15 protein-coding genes are annotated in these 17,498 nt (G+C 68.1%); 9 read left to right on the plus strand and 6 right to left on the minus strand.

From position 1 onward, the window contains the following. Positions 1–168: 168 nt before the first annotated feature. A complete protein-coding gene (locus ACE3SS_RS03230; RefSeq protein WP_374591297.1) occupies positions 169–720 on the minus strand; it encodes a hypothetical protein in 552 nt (183 codons plus the stop codon). Between the two features lie 196 nt (positions 721–916). On the opposite strand from ACE3SS_RS03230, the gene ACE3SS_RS03235 reads away from it, so the two are divergent. After that, the gene (locus ACE3SS_RS03235) at positions 917–3,748 is read left to right on the plus strand and encodes a M16 family metallopeptidase (protein ID WP_374591299.1); all 2,832 of its coding nucleotides are present in this window, start codon (positions 917–919) and stop codon (positions 3,746–3,748) included. Between the two features lie 48 nt (positions 3,749–3,796). Here ACE3SS_RS03235 and ACE3SS_RS03240 read toward each other — a convergent pair whose 3' ends face one another. From ACE3SS_RS03240 to ACE3SS_RS03260, 5 genes are all read right to left on the minus strand, one after another. Then, complete coding sequence (locus ACE3SS_RS03240; RefSeq protein ID WP_374591302.1) at positions 3,797–4,120, minus strand: H-NS family nucleoid-associated regulatory protein; 324 nt, start codon at positions 4,118–4,120, stop codon at positions 3,797–3,799. A gap of 275 nt (positions 4,121–4,395) precedes the next feature. Next, positions 4,396–5,673: a lytic murein transglycosylase B gene (mltB, locus tag ACE3SS_RS03245; RefSeq protein ID WP_374591305.1), complete on the minus strand. Its 1,278-nt coding sequence runs from the start codon at positions 5,671–5,673 to the stop codon at positions 4,396–4,398. Between the two features lie 51 nt (positions 5,674–5,724). After that, positions 5,725–7,824 (minus strand): transglutaminaseTgpA domain-containing protein, encoded by a 2,100-nt coding sequence (locus ACE3SS_RS03250; RefSeq protein ID WP_374591308.1) that lies wholly within the window; start codon positions 7,822–7,824, stop codon positions 5,725–5,727. A gap of 4 nt (positions 7,825–7,828) precedes the next feature. After that, positions 7,829–8,848: a DUF58 domain-containing protein gene (locus ACE3SS_RS03255; protein WP_374591311.1), complete on the minus strand. Its 1,020-nt coding sequence runs from the start codon at positions 8,846–8,848 to the stop codon at positions 7,829–7,831. A 37-nt stretch (positions 8,849–8,885) separates the two neighbouring features. After that, positions 8,886–9,836: an AAA family ATPase gene (locus ACE3SS_RS03260; protein ID WP_374591314.1), complete on the minus strand. Its 951-nt coding sequence runs from the start codon at positions 9,834–9,836 to the stop codon at positions 8,886–8,888. Positions 9,837–9,908: 72 nt separating this feature from the next. Here ACE3SS_RS03260 and ACE3SS_RS03265 point away from each other — a divergent pair, with 72 nt between their 5' ends. The 8 genes from ACE3SS_RS03265 (at position 9,909) to ACE3SS_RS03300 (ending at position 17,492) form a co-directional block, all read left to right on the plus strand. Then, positions 9,909–10,892, plus strand: coding sequence for a histone deacetylase family protein (locus ACE3SS_RS03265; RefSeq protein ID WP_374591318.1), 984 nt, complete (start codon positions 9,909–9,911; stop codon positions 10,890–10,892). A 1-nt stretch (position 10,893) separates the two neighbouring features. Continuing rightward, positions 10,894–12,162, plus strand: coding sequence for a mechanosensitive ion channel domain-containing protein (locus ACE3SS_RS03270; RefSeq protein WP_374591321.1), 1,269 nt, complete (start codon positions 10,894–10,896; stop codon positions 12,160–12,162). A 99-nt stretch (positions 12,163–12,261) separates the two neighbouring features. Then, entirely contained in the window at positions 12,262–14,424 is a 2,163-nt protein-coding gene (gene ppk1, locus ACE3SS_RS03275; RefSeq protein ID WP_374591324.1) for a polyphosphate kinase 1, read from the plus strand. Between the two features lie 45 nt (positions 14,425–14,469). Then, the gene (locus ACE3SS_RS03280; RefSeq protein WP_374591327.1) at positions 14,470–14,946 is read left to right on the plus strand and encodes a histidine phosphatase family protein; all 477 of its coding nucleotides are present in this window, start codon (positions 14,470–14,472) and stop codon (positions 14,944–14,946) included. Positions 14,947–15,003: 57 nt separating this feature from the next. After that, the gene (locus ACE3SS_RS03285) at positions 15,004–15,495 is read left to right on the plus strand and encodes a tol-pal system-associated acyl-CoA thioesterase (protein WP_374591330.1); all 492 of its coding nucleotides are present in this window, start codon (positions 15,004–15,006) and stop codon (positions 15,493–15,495) included. Further along, on the plus strand, positions 15,492–16,181 hold the full coding sequence (tolQ, locus tag ACE3SS_RS03290) for a protein TolQ (protein ID WP_374591333.1): 690 nt from the start codon (positions 15,492–15,494) through the stop codon (positions 16,179–16,181). Before ACE3SS_RS03285 ends, tolQ begins: the two co-directional genes overlap by 4 nt. A gap of 2 nt (positions 16,182–16,183) precedes the next feature. Beyond that, positions 16,184–16,627 (plus strand): biopolymer transporter ExbD, encoded by a 444-nt coding sequence (locus tag ACE3SS_RS03295; protein WP_374591336.1) that lies wholly within the window; start codon positions 16,184–16,186, stop codon positions 16,625–16,627. Positions 16,628–16,658: 31 nt separating this feature from the next. Continuing rightward, a complete protein-coding gene (locus tag ACE3SS_RS03300; RefSeq protein WP_374591339.1) occupies positions 16,659–17,492 on the plus strand; it encodes an energy transducer TonB in 834 nt (277 codons plus the stop codon). Positions 17,493–17,498 lie beyond the last annotated feature (6 nt).

Below are 17,498 nucleotides of genomic sequence, written 5' to 3' on the forward strand. Positions count from 1 at the left end.
TCCAGCAGCCCAGCGCCTGCAGCGTCTTGTGATCCAGCATCCCGTCCTCCCGCTTCTGCCGTTACCGGCATCAGCATAAAGAACGGCTCTCAGCTGCCCACGGAATTCTTCGATGAACCAAAAAAAAGGCCGCTGAACAAGCGGCCTTTTTGTTGGGGCGGACAGCGCTCAGGCGTTGGACTTGCCGGCGGTTGGCGAGGCACCCAGGCGGGCCATCAGGCGCGCCAGGGGTGAATCTTCGGGCAACGAGGGCTCTGGTTCCGCTTCAAAATCCATCTCGGCCAAGGTCACGCTGGCCGGCAGCAGCAGTTGCTGCAAGCGCATCAGGTCGTTGAACGCCTCCTGCGGGAAGCCGGCGCGGTCACCGCGGTGGTCGAGCATCAGCTCGTCGAAATAGGCCTGCACGCTGGCGCGGTCCGACCAGATCTCGGCCAGCTTGTTGGCGATCTTCGGGTAGTGGGTCAGGATGAACAGCGGGCGGTTCTCGGTGGGCAGCGTCAGCGCCCAGCGCACGGTGCCGGTGGGCAGCTCCTGGCGCGCCGGCGCCTGCCGCATCACCTCCGGCTTCGACGACTGCATCTGCGACCGGGTGGGCGCGAGGTTGCCGATCAGGCCCTCGCGGTCGAGAGCCTTCTTGGCCTCTTCGACGTCCACGGGTTCAAAGTCCAGCGCGTCCAGCATCTTGGGGGCGGGCTTGTGGGTGGCAATGATCGACTTCATGTTGTGTCTCCACGCTAGGTATCTGTAAACGGAGATTACATCTTTTCAGAATGTAACGAGAGCGGGAGGGTGCCTACGAGTCGTGACCCAGTTCTCGGTTTGCGGCTCACGAGGCGCAAAACCCCGCGAATGAATGGGTACCCTAAACTCGCCCGCTTGTCGCTGGGGCGCGCATGCGCAGATGGGTAAGGGGCTTATGAATTCGATTCAACGGTTTGCATGGGTGGTTGGCCCGCTGGTGTTGGGGTGGGGCTGTGAGTTCGGGGGGGCGCTGGGGGCGGGGGTAGCGGCGGCTGGCGCGCCAGCTCCGGCGACCGCAGCCCGGGCGCCCGCGCTGCAACGTCCGGCGGCGCCGGTTGGCGCGGCAGGGCTGTCGCCGATGGCGTCGGTGGAGGGCATCACCGAGTACCGTCTGCCCAATGGGTTGCAGGTGCTGCTGATCCCGGATGCCAGCAAACCCACCACCACGGTGAACGTGACCTACCGCGTCGGCTCGCGTTTCGAGAACTACGGCGAGACGGGCATGGCGCACTTGCTGGAGCACCTGCTGTTCAAGGGTTCGCCCAAGCATCCGCAGGTGTGGTCCGAATTCAACCAGCGCGGCCTGCGTGCCAATGGCAGCACCTGGTACGACCGCACCAACTACTTCGCCAGCTTCGCCGCCAACAACGACAACCTCAAGTGGTACCTGGCCTGGCAGGCCGATGCGATGGTGCACAGCTTCATCGCCAAGCGCGATCTCGACAGCGAGATGACGGTGGTGCGCAATGAGATGGAGATGGGCGAGAACGACCCGCAGAACGTCTTGTTCGAAAAGACCGTGGCGGCCATGTACCACTGGCACAACTACGGCAAGGCCACCATCGGCGCGCGCTCCGACGTCGAGGGTGTCGACATCACGCGTCTGCAGGCCTTCTACCGCACCTACTATCAGCCCGACAACGCCACGCTGATCGTGTCGGGCAAGTTCGAGCCCGCCCAGGTGCTGGGCTGGGTGCGCGAGTTCTTCGGCCCGATCCCGAAGCCGGCCCGCGCGCTGCCGCGTCAATACACCCAGGAGCCCGTGCAGGATGGCGAACGCAGCCTGATGCTGCGTCGCGTGGGCGGCGTGCCGTTGCTGTTTGTCGGCTACCACGTGCCGGCGGCGGCCGACCCCGATTACGCCGCGATCAAGGCGCTGGGGGTGATCCTGGCCGACACGCCATCGGGCCGCCTGCACAAGCGTCTGACCGAGCAGCATCTGGCGGCGTCGGTGTTCTCGTTCACCGAAGGGCTCTACGAGCCGGGGTTCATGCTGTTCGGCGCGGAGCTGGGCGCCAAGCAGGACAGCCAGGCGACCCGCGAGGCGCTGCTGGCCACGCTCGAGTCGATCCAGACCGAGCCGATCACCCAGCGCGAGCTGGAACGCGCCAAAGCCAAGTGGCTCAAGAGCTGGGACCTGGCCTTTGCCGACCCGCAGCGCGTGGGCGTGGCCCTGTCGGAGGTGGTGGCCCAGGGCGACTGGCGCCTGTTCTTTTTGACGCGCGACCGCGTGCGCGACCTCAAGCTCGAAGACGTGCAGCGCGTGGCACAGGCCTATCTGCGACCGGCCAACCGCACCTTCGGCGAATACCAGCCGACCGAGTCGCCCGAGCGCGCGCCGCTGCCGGCACGGCCCGACGTGGCCGCGATGTTCAAGAACTACCAGGGGCAGGCGGCGTCGGCGCCGGCGGAAACCTTTGATACCTCGCCCGCGAACATTGATGCCCGCACCCGCACCTTTGCGCTGTCGAACGGCATGAAGGTGGCCTTGCTGTCCAAACCCACGCGCGGCGCGGCGGTGCACGCCAGCCTGACGCTGCGCTTCGGCGACGAGAAATCGCTAGCCGGCTGGGGTGATGCCCCGGCCATGCTGGCGGCCCTGCTCGACAAGGGCACGGCCACGCTCGACCGCGAGGCGGTGCAGGACCAGCTCGACGCCTTGCGCACCGAGGTGGCGGTGAGCAGCCAGCCGGGCGGTGTCACCCTCAACATCACCTCGCGGCGCGAATATTTTGCGCAAGCCTTGGCGCTGATCGGCGACATGCTGCGCCAGCCCGCCTTGCCGCCGGCCGTGCTCGAAGAAGTGCGGCGCCAGTCGCTGTCCACCCTGGAGCAGCAGCGCAAGGAGCCCGAGGCCATCGTGGACAACGCGCTGGGCCGCTACGGCAACCCCTATCCGGCGGGCGACGTGCGCTATGCCCGCAGCTTCGACGAAATCGGCGCCGACCTGAAGGCCGTGACCATCGAGCGGGTGAAGGAGTTTCATGCCCGCTTCTACGGCGCCAACTACGCGCAGTTCGGTGCCGTGGGCGATCTCGACGAAGTGCAGACCCGCCAGGCGCTGGAGGCCGCCTTTGGCCTCTGGAGCAGCGCGGCGGCCTACACGCGGGTGCCCGATCCGCTCGTCGCCGTGGCGGGCACCCGGCTTGAATTTCGCACGCCGGACAAGCAAAACGCCACGTTGTCGATCACGTTGCCCTTGCCGCTGACCGACCGCGATGAAGACTACGTGCCGCTGATGCTCGCCAACCATCTGCTGGGCGCTGGCGGCGATTCGCGCCTGTGGAACCGCGTGCGCGAAAAGGAAGGCCTGTCGTACAGCGTGGAAAGCTCGGTGCAGTGGAATCCGTTCGACGCGCATTCCACTTGGCTGGCGTCGGCGATATTTGCGCCGCAAAACCGCGAGCGGGTCGAGAAGGCCATGCGCGATGAAATCGCTCGTGCCCTGGCGCAAGGGTTCACGTTGCAGGAATTGAATGCCGGCAAACGCAGCCTGCTGAGTTTCCGGCGCCTGGCTCGGGCGCAAGACCCGCGCTTGGCTGCCGGGCTGGTGCAAAACCTGCATCTGGGCCGCACGTATGCCGAATCGGCGCGCGTTGATGCCGCCATCGACAAGGTGACCCTGGCTCAGGTCAACGAAGCCCTGCGGCGCTATATCAAACCCGAGCGGATGGTGTGGGCCGTGGCGGGAGACTTGGCTGCGGTGCCGGCCGAGCAGGCGAAATAAATAAAAAAGCCGGCACGGGGCCGGCTTGATTGCAATGGAGCGCGAAGCTCAGATTGCGAAGTCTTCGAGCTTCTTGCCCGACGCCACGGCGGCTTGCACCCACTTGGGTTGCAGGCCGCGGCCTGTCCAGGTTTCGCCGGTGGCCGGGTTGCGGTACTTGGGGGCCACCTTGCGGCCCGCATTGGCCGACTTACCCGCGACCTTGCCACCCAGATCTGCCATCGTCAGGCCATGCTCGGCCATCAGCGACTTGATCTGGTTGATCACGCCGGAACGCTCGGCACGGCGAGCGTCTTGCAATTGCTTTTCAAGCTCGACCTGTTGCTTCTCGAGCGCGGCTTTTTGTGCGAGCAGACTTTGATATGAGCTCATGGGTTTCCTCAAGACGACTAGGTAATGATTGGGGGCACGCCGTGCGGCAGGAGTATCGGATATCGGCGGTTCATCGATATTTGAATGAACCTGAATGTGACCGAATGGGATCGTACACCCCATTAAACCCGATGAATACAGAGAAATTATAGTGATTTCCCAAATGGCTGTGCAATTTGTGCTTGCCAACTTGCTGACGCAAACCCCTGCCTGAGGGGGGAATAAGCTGCCGCATGAGGAATATGCCGCAGCTTATTGGGTTTTGTGGCCCTGATTTACCGGGCCTGCGCCACCGCCTTGCCCAGCTCAATAACCGCCATCGCGTATGGGCTGGATTGGTTGTAGCGCGTGATGGTGTAGAAATTGTCGGTGCCCACCACATAGTTGGGCGCGTTGGCGCCATTTTCGAGTTTGACCAGTGCCAGCAGCCCTTCGTGGTGCTGGCCTGATGCGCTGAGTTGCACACCCAGTTGCTGCATTTCGGCGGCGGTGAAACTCGGCACGATATCGGGCGCCAGCAGGTGGTCGAGATTGGCGCTGGCCGGGGGCAGGGCGCGCACCGAGTAATAGTTGGCCATGTCGCGCGTCCAGCCAAATTCGGCCAGATAGTGCGCCACGCTGCCGATGGCATCGGCCGGACTGTGGATCAAATCGATGCGGCCATCGCCGTCAAAATCGACCGCGTATTTGCGCCACGAACTCGGCATGAACTGCGGCAGACCCAGCGCGCCGGCGTAGGAGCTGTTGATTTCGAGCGGGTTGGCGTGAATATCGCGGCACAGCAGGTAGTACTGCTCCAGCTCGTTGCGGAAGTACGCACTGCGGTCGCGCGGGGCATTGGCCGGAAAGTCGAAACCCAGCGTGACGAGCGCATCGAGGATGCGAAAGCGGCCCATGTCTCGCCCGTAAATGGTTTCGACGCCGAGCAGCCCGACGATGATTTCAGGCGGCACGCCATATTCGCGCTGCGCCTGCTTGAGCCAGGCTTCGTTGTCGTTCCAGAAGGCCACGCCGGCCTTGACGCGCTTGGGTTCGACGAAGCGGGCGCGGTAGACGGTCCAGTTCTTGGGCGTGCCAGCGGGGGCGGGCAGGATGAGGCGCGCGACGCCGGGCTGGTAGCGCGCTTCGGCGAAGGCGGCCTGCAGCCAGGTCACCGGCAGTTCGGTGCGCTGGGCGACGTCGTGGATCCAGGCTTGCACATCGGCGCGCTCGGCGTAGGGCACGCTGCCGGGTTCGGCGGTGGGGGGCAGGGTGGCGGCTGCCGCGCTGCCGTTGGTGACGGCGGCGGCGACCGGTTCGTTGCCGGGCTCGTCTGCCGGGGTGGGGCTGCTGGCGGCGTCGCCGGGGGCACTCGGGGCTTGGCTGACGGCCGGGGCGCTGGCGGCCGCGCGGTCGGGTGCCGGGGCGACGGGGGTCGTCGGATCGAGGGATACCGACGAGGCGCAGCCGGCCAGGGCCGCGATGAGCGCGGCCACGCCAGCGGCCGATAGCGCGGCGCCGATGTGGGTCGAACAAGAGGGCTCGAGGCGCGAAGGCAGGCAGGGTGTGGTCATGGGCAGAAGCAATCGAGGGCGATGCCGCGCACGGGCCTTGCCGAGCGGGCGTCAGGCGTGCGAGCGGGGTGGTTCGGTGGCACGGAAGGCAGCCTGGAACGCTGCGGTCTGGGTAAGCATACGCGCCGCGCGCAGGGTGGCGCGTGCCTGACGTGTATCGAACTTTTGCTTGCCGGGCCGCGAAGGCGCGCCGTAGCGCTGGGCGTCGAGCTCGCGCAGCAGCCGCATCAGCGGCTGGGCGGTCAGGTTGAGGTGTTCGTGCAGATAGTGGGCCAGGGTGAGCGGGGGCCAGGTTTCGGCGGCCTGGGCGCCGGCGCGGTTCAGGGTGCGAACGATGCGGGCGTAGGCCAGCAGCCAGGGGTCGTGTTGACGGCGCTCCCACCAGGCCCAGGCGGCGGCCAGCAGGCTGATGCCGCTGAACAGCCCGGTGAGCAGGTAGGCCAGGTCCGTCCAGTCGGGCGAATTCATGCCCAGCTTGCGCAGCAAATCGAGCTGCTTGCCTTGCGAGTAGTTGAGCACCCACTGGTTCCAGCGGTTGTTGGCGGCGTCCCACCAGGCTCGCAGGTGGTCGGCCCAGGCCGGGTTGACGCGCCCGAGGGCGCCGCCCACGAAGCCCGGCAGCGGGCGCAGGCTGCGGCCGTGCTCGATGCGATCGGGCGCCACGGCGGCGGTGGGGTCGGCGCGCACCCAGCCTTCGCCCGCCTGCCAGTATTCGGCCCAGGCGTGGGCATCGCGGTTGCGCACCACGAAGTAGCCGTCCACCGGGTTCAACTCTCCGCCCTGGTAGCCGGTGACGATGCGGGCTGGCACGCCCATGGCGCGCATCAGCACCACGAAGCTGGCCGCGTAGTGTTCGCAAAAGCCGGTCTTGCGGTCGAGCCAGAACTCGTCGATGGCGTCGGCGCCGTTCTCGCCGTAAGCGCCTGGCGCCAGCGTGTAGCTGTAGCCGCCGCTGCGGATGTGCTGTAGCAGCAACTGCGCGGCGTCGCGGGCGCTGGGGTGGTCGAGCTGGTGCAGCTGATCCAGCGCCCAGGCGCGGGCGCGGGCGTGGCGGCCAGGGGGGAGGTCGAGATAGGTGTGCAGCGCCGGGGTGATCTGGGTGGGGCCGTGGGCAAAGTGCGTCCAGGCGTGGGTGCTGAGCCGCACGCGGTCGGTGATGGGCTGGTTGGCGCGCCAGCCCAGGCCCAGTGGTGCCACTGCGAGCGAGGGGCTGACGGCGTTGACCTGCGGCGGGCTGGGCGAGGCTTCCAGCAGCGCCACGGTGCTGATGCGCGAGGGCTCGATCGTCACCTCGACGTTCACGGGCTCGCCGGCCAGGCGAATGGGCTGGTCGGCGGGGGCCAGGGCCAGCCATTCCTCGGTGGAGGCTTCGCGCCACTGCACGCCGTCGGTGAAGGCCAACACCGGCCCGCGAAAGTACAGCGAGCTGGGTTTGGGCACGGGGCCGCCGCCGAAGCGCACGCGCATCGCGATGGAGTCGTCTTGCGCGAGCTCGCTCACCTGCCCGAGCTTCAGGTGGCCCGACAGCCCCATCTGCCCCGGCGCGTCTTCCGGGCGTCCCCACAGCGGCCCCATGCGCGGGAAGAGCATGAACAGCACCACCATGATCGGCAACCCGATGGCGGCGGCGCGGGCAGCCAGGCCGGCGGCCAGACTCAGCGGCGGCCGACCGGCGGGCAGGTGCGCCAGGGCCAGCGCCGTCAGCAAGCCCCAGATCGACACGACCATGGCCAGCGCCGTGAGCAGCGACTGCGAATACATGAACTGCGTCAGGATCAGGAAGAAGCCGAGGAAGAACACCACGAAGGCGTCGCGCCGCGCGCGCAGTTCGAGCGTCTTGAGCGCGGTCAGCGACACCACCAGCGTGATGCCCGGCCCCTGGCCGAGCAGGCTGCCGTGGCTCACGAAGGTCAGGCCCAGCGCGGTGAGCAACACCGCCGTGAGCCAGAAGCGGTTGGGCAGCGGGCCTTCCGTCCAGGCGAGCCAGGCGCGCCACAGCAGGGCGAGGGCGCCGAACGCCACGGCCCAGCCCGGCAGGCGGGCGGCGTGAGGCGCGAGCGTCCAGGCCACCACGCCCAGCAGAAACAGCGTGTCGCGGCTGTCACGGCTGACGTGGCTGAAGCGGGCGCGGGCCGGGGCGAGCTTCGGCATGGCGTCAGCGCCCCTCGGGGGCCAGGGCCAGCGCTTCGAGGCAGCGCTGGCGGTGCGCGTCGCCCGAGTCGGGCTGCAGTTCGGCGTGGGGCAGGCGCAGGCCGTAGGCGGCGCCGCTGCGGTCGGCCAGCAGGACCCAGGCGGTCAGGCGCGACAACCGCGCCTCGCCCGATTCGCCACCAGGGCCGCCGGCCAGCTGCCAGTCGAGCCACCACTGCGGACGCTGGCGGGCATCGCGGTCGCGGCTGACCAGCGAGCCGGTGGCCTCCAGCGTGCGGGACGACTTCTTCCAGGCGATCTGGCGCAGCGCGTCGCCGCGTTGGTAGTCGCGCACACCGTCGAGCTCGCCCTGCGCCACGGTGGCGCGGTGCGGATGCGGGCTGGGCGTGAACGTGCTGGGTGGCAGCGGCGCGGCAGGTGTTTCGGGGTGGGGATAGACCAGCACGCGGGCGGCCGGGTACCACAGCGACCAGCTTTGAAACAGCCCGAACGGATAGCGCGTGAGCACCGTCACCCGGGGCAGCTCGACCCAGCCGCGTCGCGTGGCCGTCACGCCCAGGCGCACGATGCTGGAGCTGCCGGCCGGCACGTCGGTCCAGACGTGGCGTTGCTGGCCTGCGGCGGGCAGCCCGGCGTACAGGCCGATGCCGTAGCGCGGGCGGGTGTCGGGGTTGTCGAGCACGACTTCGATCCAGAGCGCTTCGCCGGCATGCACCGATGCGGGGGGGCGCAGGTGCAGGCTGAGCCCGCGCAGGTCGTCGTGCGTCATGTGAATCGACACCGCCCCGCAACCGGCCAGCAGAAAGGTCAGCAGATAGCCGAGGTTGAGCTGGTAATTGATGGATGCAATGAGCAGCACCAGCAAGGTCACGGCAAACAGCCAGCCGGGCCGGGTGGGCAGGATGTAGAGATTGCGGTGCGTGAGCGTGCTGCGCTCGCGGCGCGGGTGGCGGCTTTGCCAGTAGCGCTCCCAGCGCGCGCGCAGCCCCATGGGCGGATGAGGGTGCGTGGCGGGGCGCGGCATGGCGCGAGGTCGAGGCGGCGGCGGGGCGTCGGGCGGGTCAGCGCAACGCGATGGCTGCCAGCATGGCCTGGGTCTGCTCGACGCTGCCGCGTCCGGCTTGGGCCACCGGTACCAGACGGTGGGCGATCACCGCGGCGGCCACGGCCTGCACGTCGTCGGGCGAGACGTGCTCGCGCTTCTTGAGCAGCGCACGGGCGCGTGCCGCGTTGAGTAGCGCCAGCCCGGCGCGCGGACTCAGGCCCTGCGTGAACCAGTGGCCGCTGCGCGTGGCGGCGATCACGGCCTGCACGTAGTCGAGCAGGGCGTCGGACACGAAGATGCGCCGCACCGCTTCTTGCGCCTGCATCAGTTGCTCGGGCGCCATCACGGCCTTCAGCGCGGCAACGGCCTCGCGCCGGTCGCGCCCGGCGAGCAACTGGCGCTCCGACCACGTATCGGGGTAGCCGAGCGTGACGCGCATCATGAAGCGGTCGAGTTGCGACTCGGGCAGCGCAAAGGTGCCGAGCTGGTCGCTCGGGTTCTGCGTGGCGATCACGAAGAACGGCTCGGGCAGGGCATGCGACTGGCCCTCGATGGTCACCTGCTTTTCTTCCATCGCTTCGAGCAGCGCGCTTTGCGTCTTGGGCCCTGCGCGGTTGATCTCGTCGGCCAGCAGCACCTGCGTGAAGACCGGGCCAGGGTGGAAGACGAAGCGCCCGCTGCCCGAACCGCCGTTGGCTTCGCTCGGCCGCTCGTAAACCGTGACGCCGGTCAAGTCGGACGGCAGCAAGTCGGCGGTGAACTGCACCCGCGCGAATTGCAGCCCCAGCGACGCGGCCAACGTGTGCGCCAGGGTCGTCTTGCCGACACCCGGCACGTCTTCGATCAGCAAGTGGCCGCCGGCCAACAGACACGTGATCGAGTCCTCTATCTGCGGGCGTTTGCCCACGATGATCGTGCTAACCTGATCGATCAGGGTCGACAAAGAGGCATGCAAGGGTGTGGTCATGGATTCATACCTTATCAGGCTTGATCTGTGTCGGCTGGCTCTCGCATAACTTGAGTCCGCAGGTTTGACTCCATGTTCGGTCTGGCTCGTTTCTTTTCACCGCGGCGTCATCGGGCGGTCACCACCGGCTACTTCACCCATCCGGCCTGCCTGGATCACGACATGGGCGACGGCCACCCCGAATGCCCCGAGCGCCTGGTGGCGATCGAGGACATGCTCAAGGAGTCGCCCGCGCTCAACGCCAAGCTGATTCGCCGCGAGGCTCCGGCAATCGACCTGCGCCGCGTGCGGCTGGCCCACGAAGAGGGCTACATCGCCAATTTGCACGATTTCATGCAGCAGGTGGCCGCCAGTGGCAAGACGCGCGCCATCGAGCCCGACACCTGGGTCTGCCCCGGCAGCTGGTCGGCCGCCGTGCACGCGGCCGGCGCGGCCGTGGCGGCCACCGACGCGGTGCTCGACGGCGAGGTCACCAACGCCTTCTGCGCGGTGCGCCCGCCCGGTCACCACGCCACGCGCCGCGAGGCCATGGGCTTTTGCTTCTTCAACAACGTGGCCATCGCCGCCCGCTACGCGCTCGACGTGCGCGGCCTCAAGCGCGTGGCCGTGATCGACTTCGACGTGCACCACGGCAACGGCACCGAAGACATCCTGGCCGGCGACGACCGCGTCATCATGGTCGGCCTGTTCCAGCACCCGCTCTACCCTCACAGCGGCACGCCGCCTGCGGCCTCCAACATGCACAACCTGGCGCTGCCGGCGCGCACGCGCGGCATCGAGGTGCGGGCGCAGATCGAAACCCACTGGCTGCCGGTGCTCAACAACTTCAAGCCCGAGATGATCTTCATCTCGGCCGGCTTCGACGCCCACCGCGACGATGGCCTGGCCGAGCTGGGCCTGACCGAGGCCGATTACGAATGGATCACCCAGCGGCTGGTCGAGGTGGCCCGGCGGCATTGCCAGGGGCGCATCGTGTCGTGCCTCGAGGGCGGCTACAACCTGGGGCCGCTGGCGCGCAGCGTCGAGGCCCATCTGCAAGCGTTGACGCGAGATTGACATGAACCACGCCATCAGCCCCGACGAGTTGCAAGCTCTGCTGGGCAACCTGCTCAAGCCTTCCGCCCTGATCGAGGCCGGGGTGCTGGCCGCCTGTCTGGCGCTGTCGTGGCTCGTGGCGCGCGCGTTGCGAGGGGCAGCCGATCGGTCGGGTTCGATCTGGTTCGGGCGGCGCATCGTCGATGGCGTGCTGTTTCCGGTGCTGGCCCTGCTGCTGGCCTTCGTGGCGCGCCGCGCGCTCGTCGGACTGGTGCCGATGGCAGTCTTTCGGCTGGCGGTGCCCGTGCTGGTGTCGCTGGCGCTGATCCGGTTGTGCGTGCGCGTGTTGCAGGCGGTGTTTCCGCGTTCGCAGCTCATGCGCGCCACCGAGCGAACGATCTCGTGGCTCGCCTGGGGGGGCGTGGTCTTGTGGATCACCGGCGTGCTGCCGCTGGTGCTCGACGAGCTCGACGACGTCGCCTTCAAGATCGGCAGCGCGCATGTGTCGGTGCGCAACCTGATCGAGGGCACGTTCAGCGCGGGCATCGTGATGGTGGTGGTGCTGTGGCTGTCGTCGGCCATCGAGGCGCGGCTGCTCAAGGGCGCGACCAGCGACGAGCTCTCGATGCGCAAGATCGCCGCCAACGCCACGCGCGCCGGGTTGATGTTCATTGGCCTGCTCGTCGCGCTGTCGGCCGTGGGCATCGACCTCACGGCGCTGTCGGTGCTCAGCGGCGCGGTTGGCGTGGGCCTGGGCTTCGGCTTGCAGAAGCTGGCGGCCAACTACGTGAGCGGCTACGTGATCCTGGCCGAGCGCTCGCTGCGCATCGGCGACCTCGTCAAGGTGGACAACTTCGAGGGCCGCATCACCGACATCAAGACGCGCTACACGCAGATCCGCTCGCTGAGCGGGCGCGAGTCCATCGTGCCCAACGAGATGCTCATCACCCAGCGCATCGAAAACGCCTCGCTGGCCGACCCGAACCTGCTGCTGTCCACCGTGGTGCAGGTGGCCTACGGCACCGATATCGAGGCGCTGCGCGCTCGGCTGGTCGAGGTGGTGCGGGCGGTGGATCGCGTGCTGCAGGATCCGCCGCCGGCCGTTTACCTGACGGCCTTTGCCGCCGACGGCCTCGAGTTGACCGTGGTGTTCTGGATTCTCGCGTTGGAGGGCGGGCACACGAGCGTGCGCTCGGACGTCAACCTCGCCATCCTGCGCAAGCTCACCGAACTGGGCATCGACATCCCGTTCCCGCAGCGCGTGATGCACATGCCCAGGCAGTCCGACTGAGGCGGTTTGCCGCCACGCGCGCCGCTGGCCTTGCGCTGGCAGCTGTCACGCGGATGATGTACCGTAGCAGGTCACATCACAGGTAGGTGCTTCAGCCCAATGTCGTCTCATTCCTTGCCCGCCGCCATCGCGTCCGAGCCGCCTGCATCGACCGCCACATCGACCGAGCAGTCCGACCGGGCTGCTCCTGACGAGTCCATCGCTGTCGAGCCGATTCAGCTTGCCGACGAACCGCTGCGGTTGCTCAGCCGCGAGCGCGCCATTCTCGAATTCAACCGCCGCGTGCTGGCGCAAGCCCGGCGCGACGACGTGCCCCTGCTGGAGCGGCTGCGCTATATCTGCATCGTGTCGAGCAACCTCGACGAATTCTTCGAGGTGCGCTATGCCGATTACGTCGAGGCGGTGCGCTCGCCGCACTCGGGGCTGACGCAACGCGATCTGCTCGAAGCCTCGTCGGCCGCGCATCAACTCGTGCGTGAGCAATATGCCTTGTTCAACGACGTGGTCATGCCCTCGCTGCGCGAGGCGGGCATCGTGGCGCTGCATCACCACGGCCGCAACGCCGAGCAGCGCCGCTGGGTGGCGCAGTTTTTTGAAAAGCAGGTGCGCCCGCTGCTCATGCCCATCGGGCTCGACCCGGCCCATCCCTTTCCGCAGGTGGCCAACAAGTCGCTCAACTTCATCGTCAAGCTCGGCGGCACCGATGCCTACGGGCGCGACAACTCCATCGCCATCGTCAAGGTGCCGCGCGTGCTGCCGCGCGTGATCCGTCTGCCCGAGTCGATCGCCGGGGGACAGCAGGCCTTCGTGCTGCTGTCCAGCGTGATCCGGGCGCATCTCGACGATCTCTTTCCGGGGCGCGCGGTGGAGTCGTTCTCGCAGTTCCGCGTCACGCGCGACACCGATCTCGATGTGGACGAGGACGACATCACCAACCTGCGCCAGGCGCTGCGCTCGATGATGAGCACGCGCCAGTTCGGCAAGGCGATCCGGCTGGAGGTGGTGGACACCTGCCCGCCCGAGCTGTCGAGCTTTCTGCTGCAGCAGTTCGGTCTGACGGAAGAGGCGCTGTACCCCGTCAACGGACCGGTGAATCTGGTGCGCCTGGGCGCCCTGATCGATCAGGCCGATGCGTCCGAGTTGCGCTTCCAGTCGCATGAGCCGGCCTGGCCGCGCGGCTTGTCGCGGCAGGAGCCGATCTTCGACCAGCTCAAGCGCGGCGACGTGATGCTGCACCACCCTTGGGAGTCGTTCGACCCGGTGGTCGAGTTCTTGCGCCAGGCTGTCGAAGACCCCAACGTGCTGGCCATCCGCCAGACCATCTACCGCACCGGCAGCGAGTCCGCCCTGATGGAGCTGCTGCTCGAGGCCGTGCGCCGCGGCAAGGAAGTGATGGTGGTGGTGGAGCTGAAGGCGCGCTTCGATGAAGAAGCCAACATCAACTGGGCCGACCGCCTGGAGGCGCTGGGCGCGCAGGTGGTGTATGGCATCGTGGGGCTCAAGACCCACGCCAAGATGCTGCTCGTGACGCGCCGCGAGGGCCTTCGCCTCAAGCGCTACGCTCACCTGTCCACCGGCAACTACAACGCCAAGACCGCGCGGCTCTATACCGACGTGGGCTACCTCACGGCCAGCACCGACCTGACCAACGACGCCGATCTGGTCTTCCAGGAGCTGGCCAGCCTGACGCGGGGCAAGAGGCCCAGCCAACTGCTCGTGGCGCCGGGCGAGCTGCACAAGCGCACCATCGAGCTGATCGGCAAGGTGGAGCAGGCCGCCCGCAAGGGGCGCACGGCGCGCATCGTGGCCAAGATCAACGCGCTGACCGACCCCGATCTGATCGACGCGCTGGTCGCGGCTGGCCGGGCGGGGGCCGATATCGACCTCATCGTGCGCGGCGCCTGCATGTTGCCGCCGGGGCTGGCCGGGCAGACCGACCGCATTCGCGTGCGCTCGGTGGTGGGCCGCATGCTCGAGCACTCGCGAGTGCTCTATTACCGCTGGGGCGACGGGGCCGACGACGAGGCGCTGTACCTGTCGAGCGCCGACTGGATGACGCGCAACATGCTGCGTCGCATCGAGATCGCCTGGCCGGTGCGCGACGCGGCCATTCGGCAGCGCGTGATCGACGAATGCCTGGTGCCCTATCTCCACGACCGGCGTGACAGCTGGCTGCAGCGGTCCGACGGGCGCTACGAGCGCATCGACGATGCCGGAGTCAGCGCTCAGCAGGCCTTGATGCGGCGCTACACCGCGCGGTGACGCAGCCGGCGCGCCGGACCGACCAGAAAAGAAGAGGCACAGGGCATGGATCTGATCTTGTGGCGCCACGCCGAGGCGCACCCGTTGCGCGAAGGCGCGCTGTTCGATGCGCAACTCGACTTGCAACGCGCGCTCACGCCCAAGGGCGAGCGACAGGCGCAGCGCATGGCGCAATGGCTCAACCAGCGTCTGGCCGAGTCCACCCGGGTGCTGGTCAGCCCCGCGGTGCGTACCCAGCAGACGGCCCACGCGCTGGGGCGCAGCTTCAAGACGCTGCCGGCGCTGGCGCCCGATGGCACGGTCGAAGACCTGCTGGCAGCCGCGCGCTGGCCCGACTCGAACGAGCCCGTGCTGATCGTGGGGCACCAGCCCACCCTGGGTTGGGCGACCTCGCGCCTGCTGTGCGCCATCGACCAACCCTGGTCCATCAAGAAGGCGGCGGTGTGGTGGTTGCGCTACCGCGTTCGCGAAGGCGTGGGGCAGGTGGTGCTGCAGGCGGTGCAGTCGGTCGATTGCCTGTGATCGCCCACGCGTTGGGGGCCTGACTGCGGTGCCAGACAGGGTTGCCATAATCGGGGCATGACGACCTCGTTCGACAGCACGGCCCCACGGCCCGACTTCGTATTCCCGGTGCGTGTCTACTGGGAAGACACCGACGGCCAAGGCGTGGTGTTCTACGCCAACTACATCAAGTTCTTCGAGCGCGCGCGCACCGAGTGGCTGCGCGTGCTGGGGTTTGGCCAGATGCAGCTCAAGCGCGACGCCGGCGGCCTGTTCGTGGTGGGCGAGACTACCGCGCGCTACTTGCGCCCGGCCAAGCTCGACGATCTGCTGAGCGTCACGGTGCGGGTGCTGCAGCAGGGTCGATCCAGCCTCACCTTCGAGCAGCAAGTCTGGCGCGGCGACACGCTGCTCACCGAGGGCGAGATCCGCATCGGCTGGGTCGAGCCCGATCCGCTCACCGGCGACTTCCGCCCGCGCCGCATCCCGGCCGTCGTGCTGGCCCGCTTGCAGACTGCGGCATCGGCCGCTGCGCCCGACTCATCCTCATCTCTGATGGCCTCCGCATGAATCAAGACCTGTCCATCGTCCACCTGGTGCTGCACGCGAGCTTCGTGGTGCAGTTGGTGATCGCCGTGCTGCTGCTGGTCTCGCTGGCCAGCTGGACGGTGATCTTTTCCAAGCTCTTCGGCCTGGCGCAGGTGCGTTCGGCCAATGAAGAATTCGAGCGCGAGTTCTGGTCGGGCCGCAACATTCAAGAGCTGTATGGCGACGCGGCCCGCGAGGCCGGGCCCCATGCCCCGATGGAGCGCATCTTCGCCTCGGGCATGCGCGAGGTCATGAAGCTGCGCGAGCGCCGCATCACCGATTCGAGCGCGCTGCTCGACGGCGCCCGCCGCGCCATGCGGGCCAGCTTCCAGCGCGAGCTCGATGCCGTCGAGTCACGTCTGTCGCTGCTGGGCTCGGTGGGCTCGGTGTCGCCTTACGTGGGGCTGTTCGGCACGGTGTGGGGGATCATGCACGCCTTCACCGGCTTCGCCGCCTTGCAGCAGGTGACGCTGGCCACGGTGGCGCCGGGCATTGCCGAGGCGCTGGTGGCCACGGCCATCGGCCTGTTCGCCGCCATCCCGGCGGTGCTGGCCTACAACCGCTTTGCGCGCGACATCGACCGCATCGCCATCCAGCTCGAAACCTTCATCGAAGAGTTCTCGAACATCCTGGCACGCAACGTCGGCCAGTTGCCGGGAGCGCACTGAGCATGGCCGCCCTGGCCAATCGTGGCGGCAGCCGCCGCCGGCGCACGATGAACGAGATCAACATGGTCCCGTTCATCGACGTGATGCTGGTGCTGCTCATCATCTTCATGGTCAGCGCGCCGCTCATCACCACCGGCATGGTCGACGTGCCCTCGGTGGGCCACGCCAAGGCCCAGCCGCCCAAGGTGGTGGAGGTGGTGATCCGCGACGGCGCCAAGCTCGAGATGCGGGTGGACGGCCAGGCCGTCGGCACCTACGAGCTCGACCAGCTGATCGGCCAGGTGCAAGCCGCGCAGGCCGACGCGGCGGGCGGGGCCGAGCAGGTGCCGGTGATCATCAGCGCGCAGCGCGACGTGCGCTACGAAGAGGTGGTCAAGGTGATGGACAAGCTCCAGCGCGCCGGCGTGCCTCGCGTGGGGCTGGCCGTGCGTACCACCGGCAACTGAGTCGGCACGACGACGCCAACTTCGCCGACGCATGAGCGCCCAACTGCTTCAAGACCCGCTGCGACCGCGTTCGATCGACGCCTCGGCGCGCGGCGGCCTGCTGGCGTTGGCGGCGCACGCGCTGCTGGTGGTGGCGCTGAGCCTGGGCGTGAGCTGGCACATCAAGACGCCCGAAGGCGGCGAGGCCGAGCTGTGGTCCGAGATCCCGAAGGCCGCTGCGCCGGCCCCGGCGCCCGAGCCGCCGCCGCCACCCGCCGAAGCCGCCAAGCCCGAGCCCCCGCCACCCGAGCCGGCTGCGGAGCCCGAACCCGAGCCGCCCAAGCCGGCTGAAATCGCCATCAAGAAGGCGCCGCCGCCCAAGCCCAAGGTCGAGCACAAGCCCAAGCCGGAGCCGAAGCCGCAACCCAAGCCGAAGCCCGAACCCAAGCCCGCCAAGGTCGAGCCGCCCAAGCCGGCCAAACCCACGGCGGCCGAGCAGGCCCAGGCGGCGGCCATTGAGGCGGCACGCAAAAAAAACCTGCAGCGCATGCTGGCCGGGGTGGGGGGCAGCGACGAGTTGTCCGGCAACCCGAACGTGGGGCGGGGCGCCTCGATTTCGCGCGGCTATCCGGCCAAGGTGGCGGCGGCCATCAAGCGCAACCTGGTGTTCCCCGATGCCATCAACGGCAACCCGGCGGCGGTGGTGTCGGTGCGCTGCTCGCCCAATGGCCGCATCCTGGCGCGGCGCCTGGTGCAGTCCAGCGGCGTGCCGGCGTGGGACGAGGCCGTGCTGCGCGCCATCGATCGCACCGAGATGCTGCCGCTCGACGACAACGGCGGCGTGCCCGCCAGCATGGAAATCGAGTTCAGGCCGCGCGATCTCTGAGGTGGC

Source organism: Aquabacterium sp., assembly GCF_041915145.1.
In the GTDB taxonomy this organism is placed as follows: Bacteria; Pseudomonadota; Gammaproteobacteria; order Burkholderiales; family Burkholderiaceae_C; genus Aquabacterium.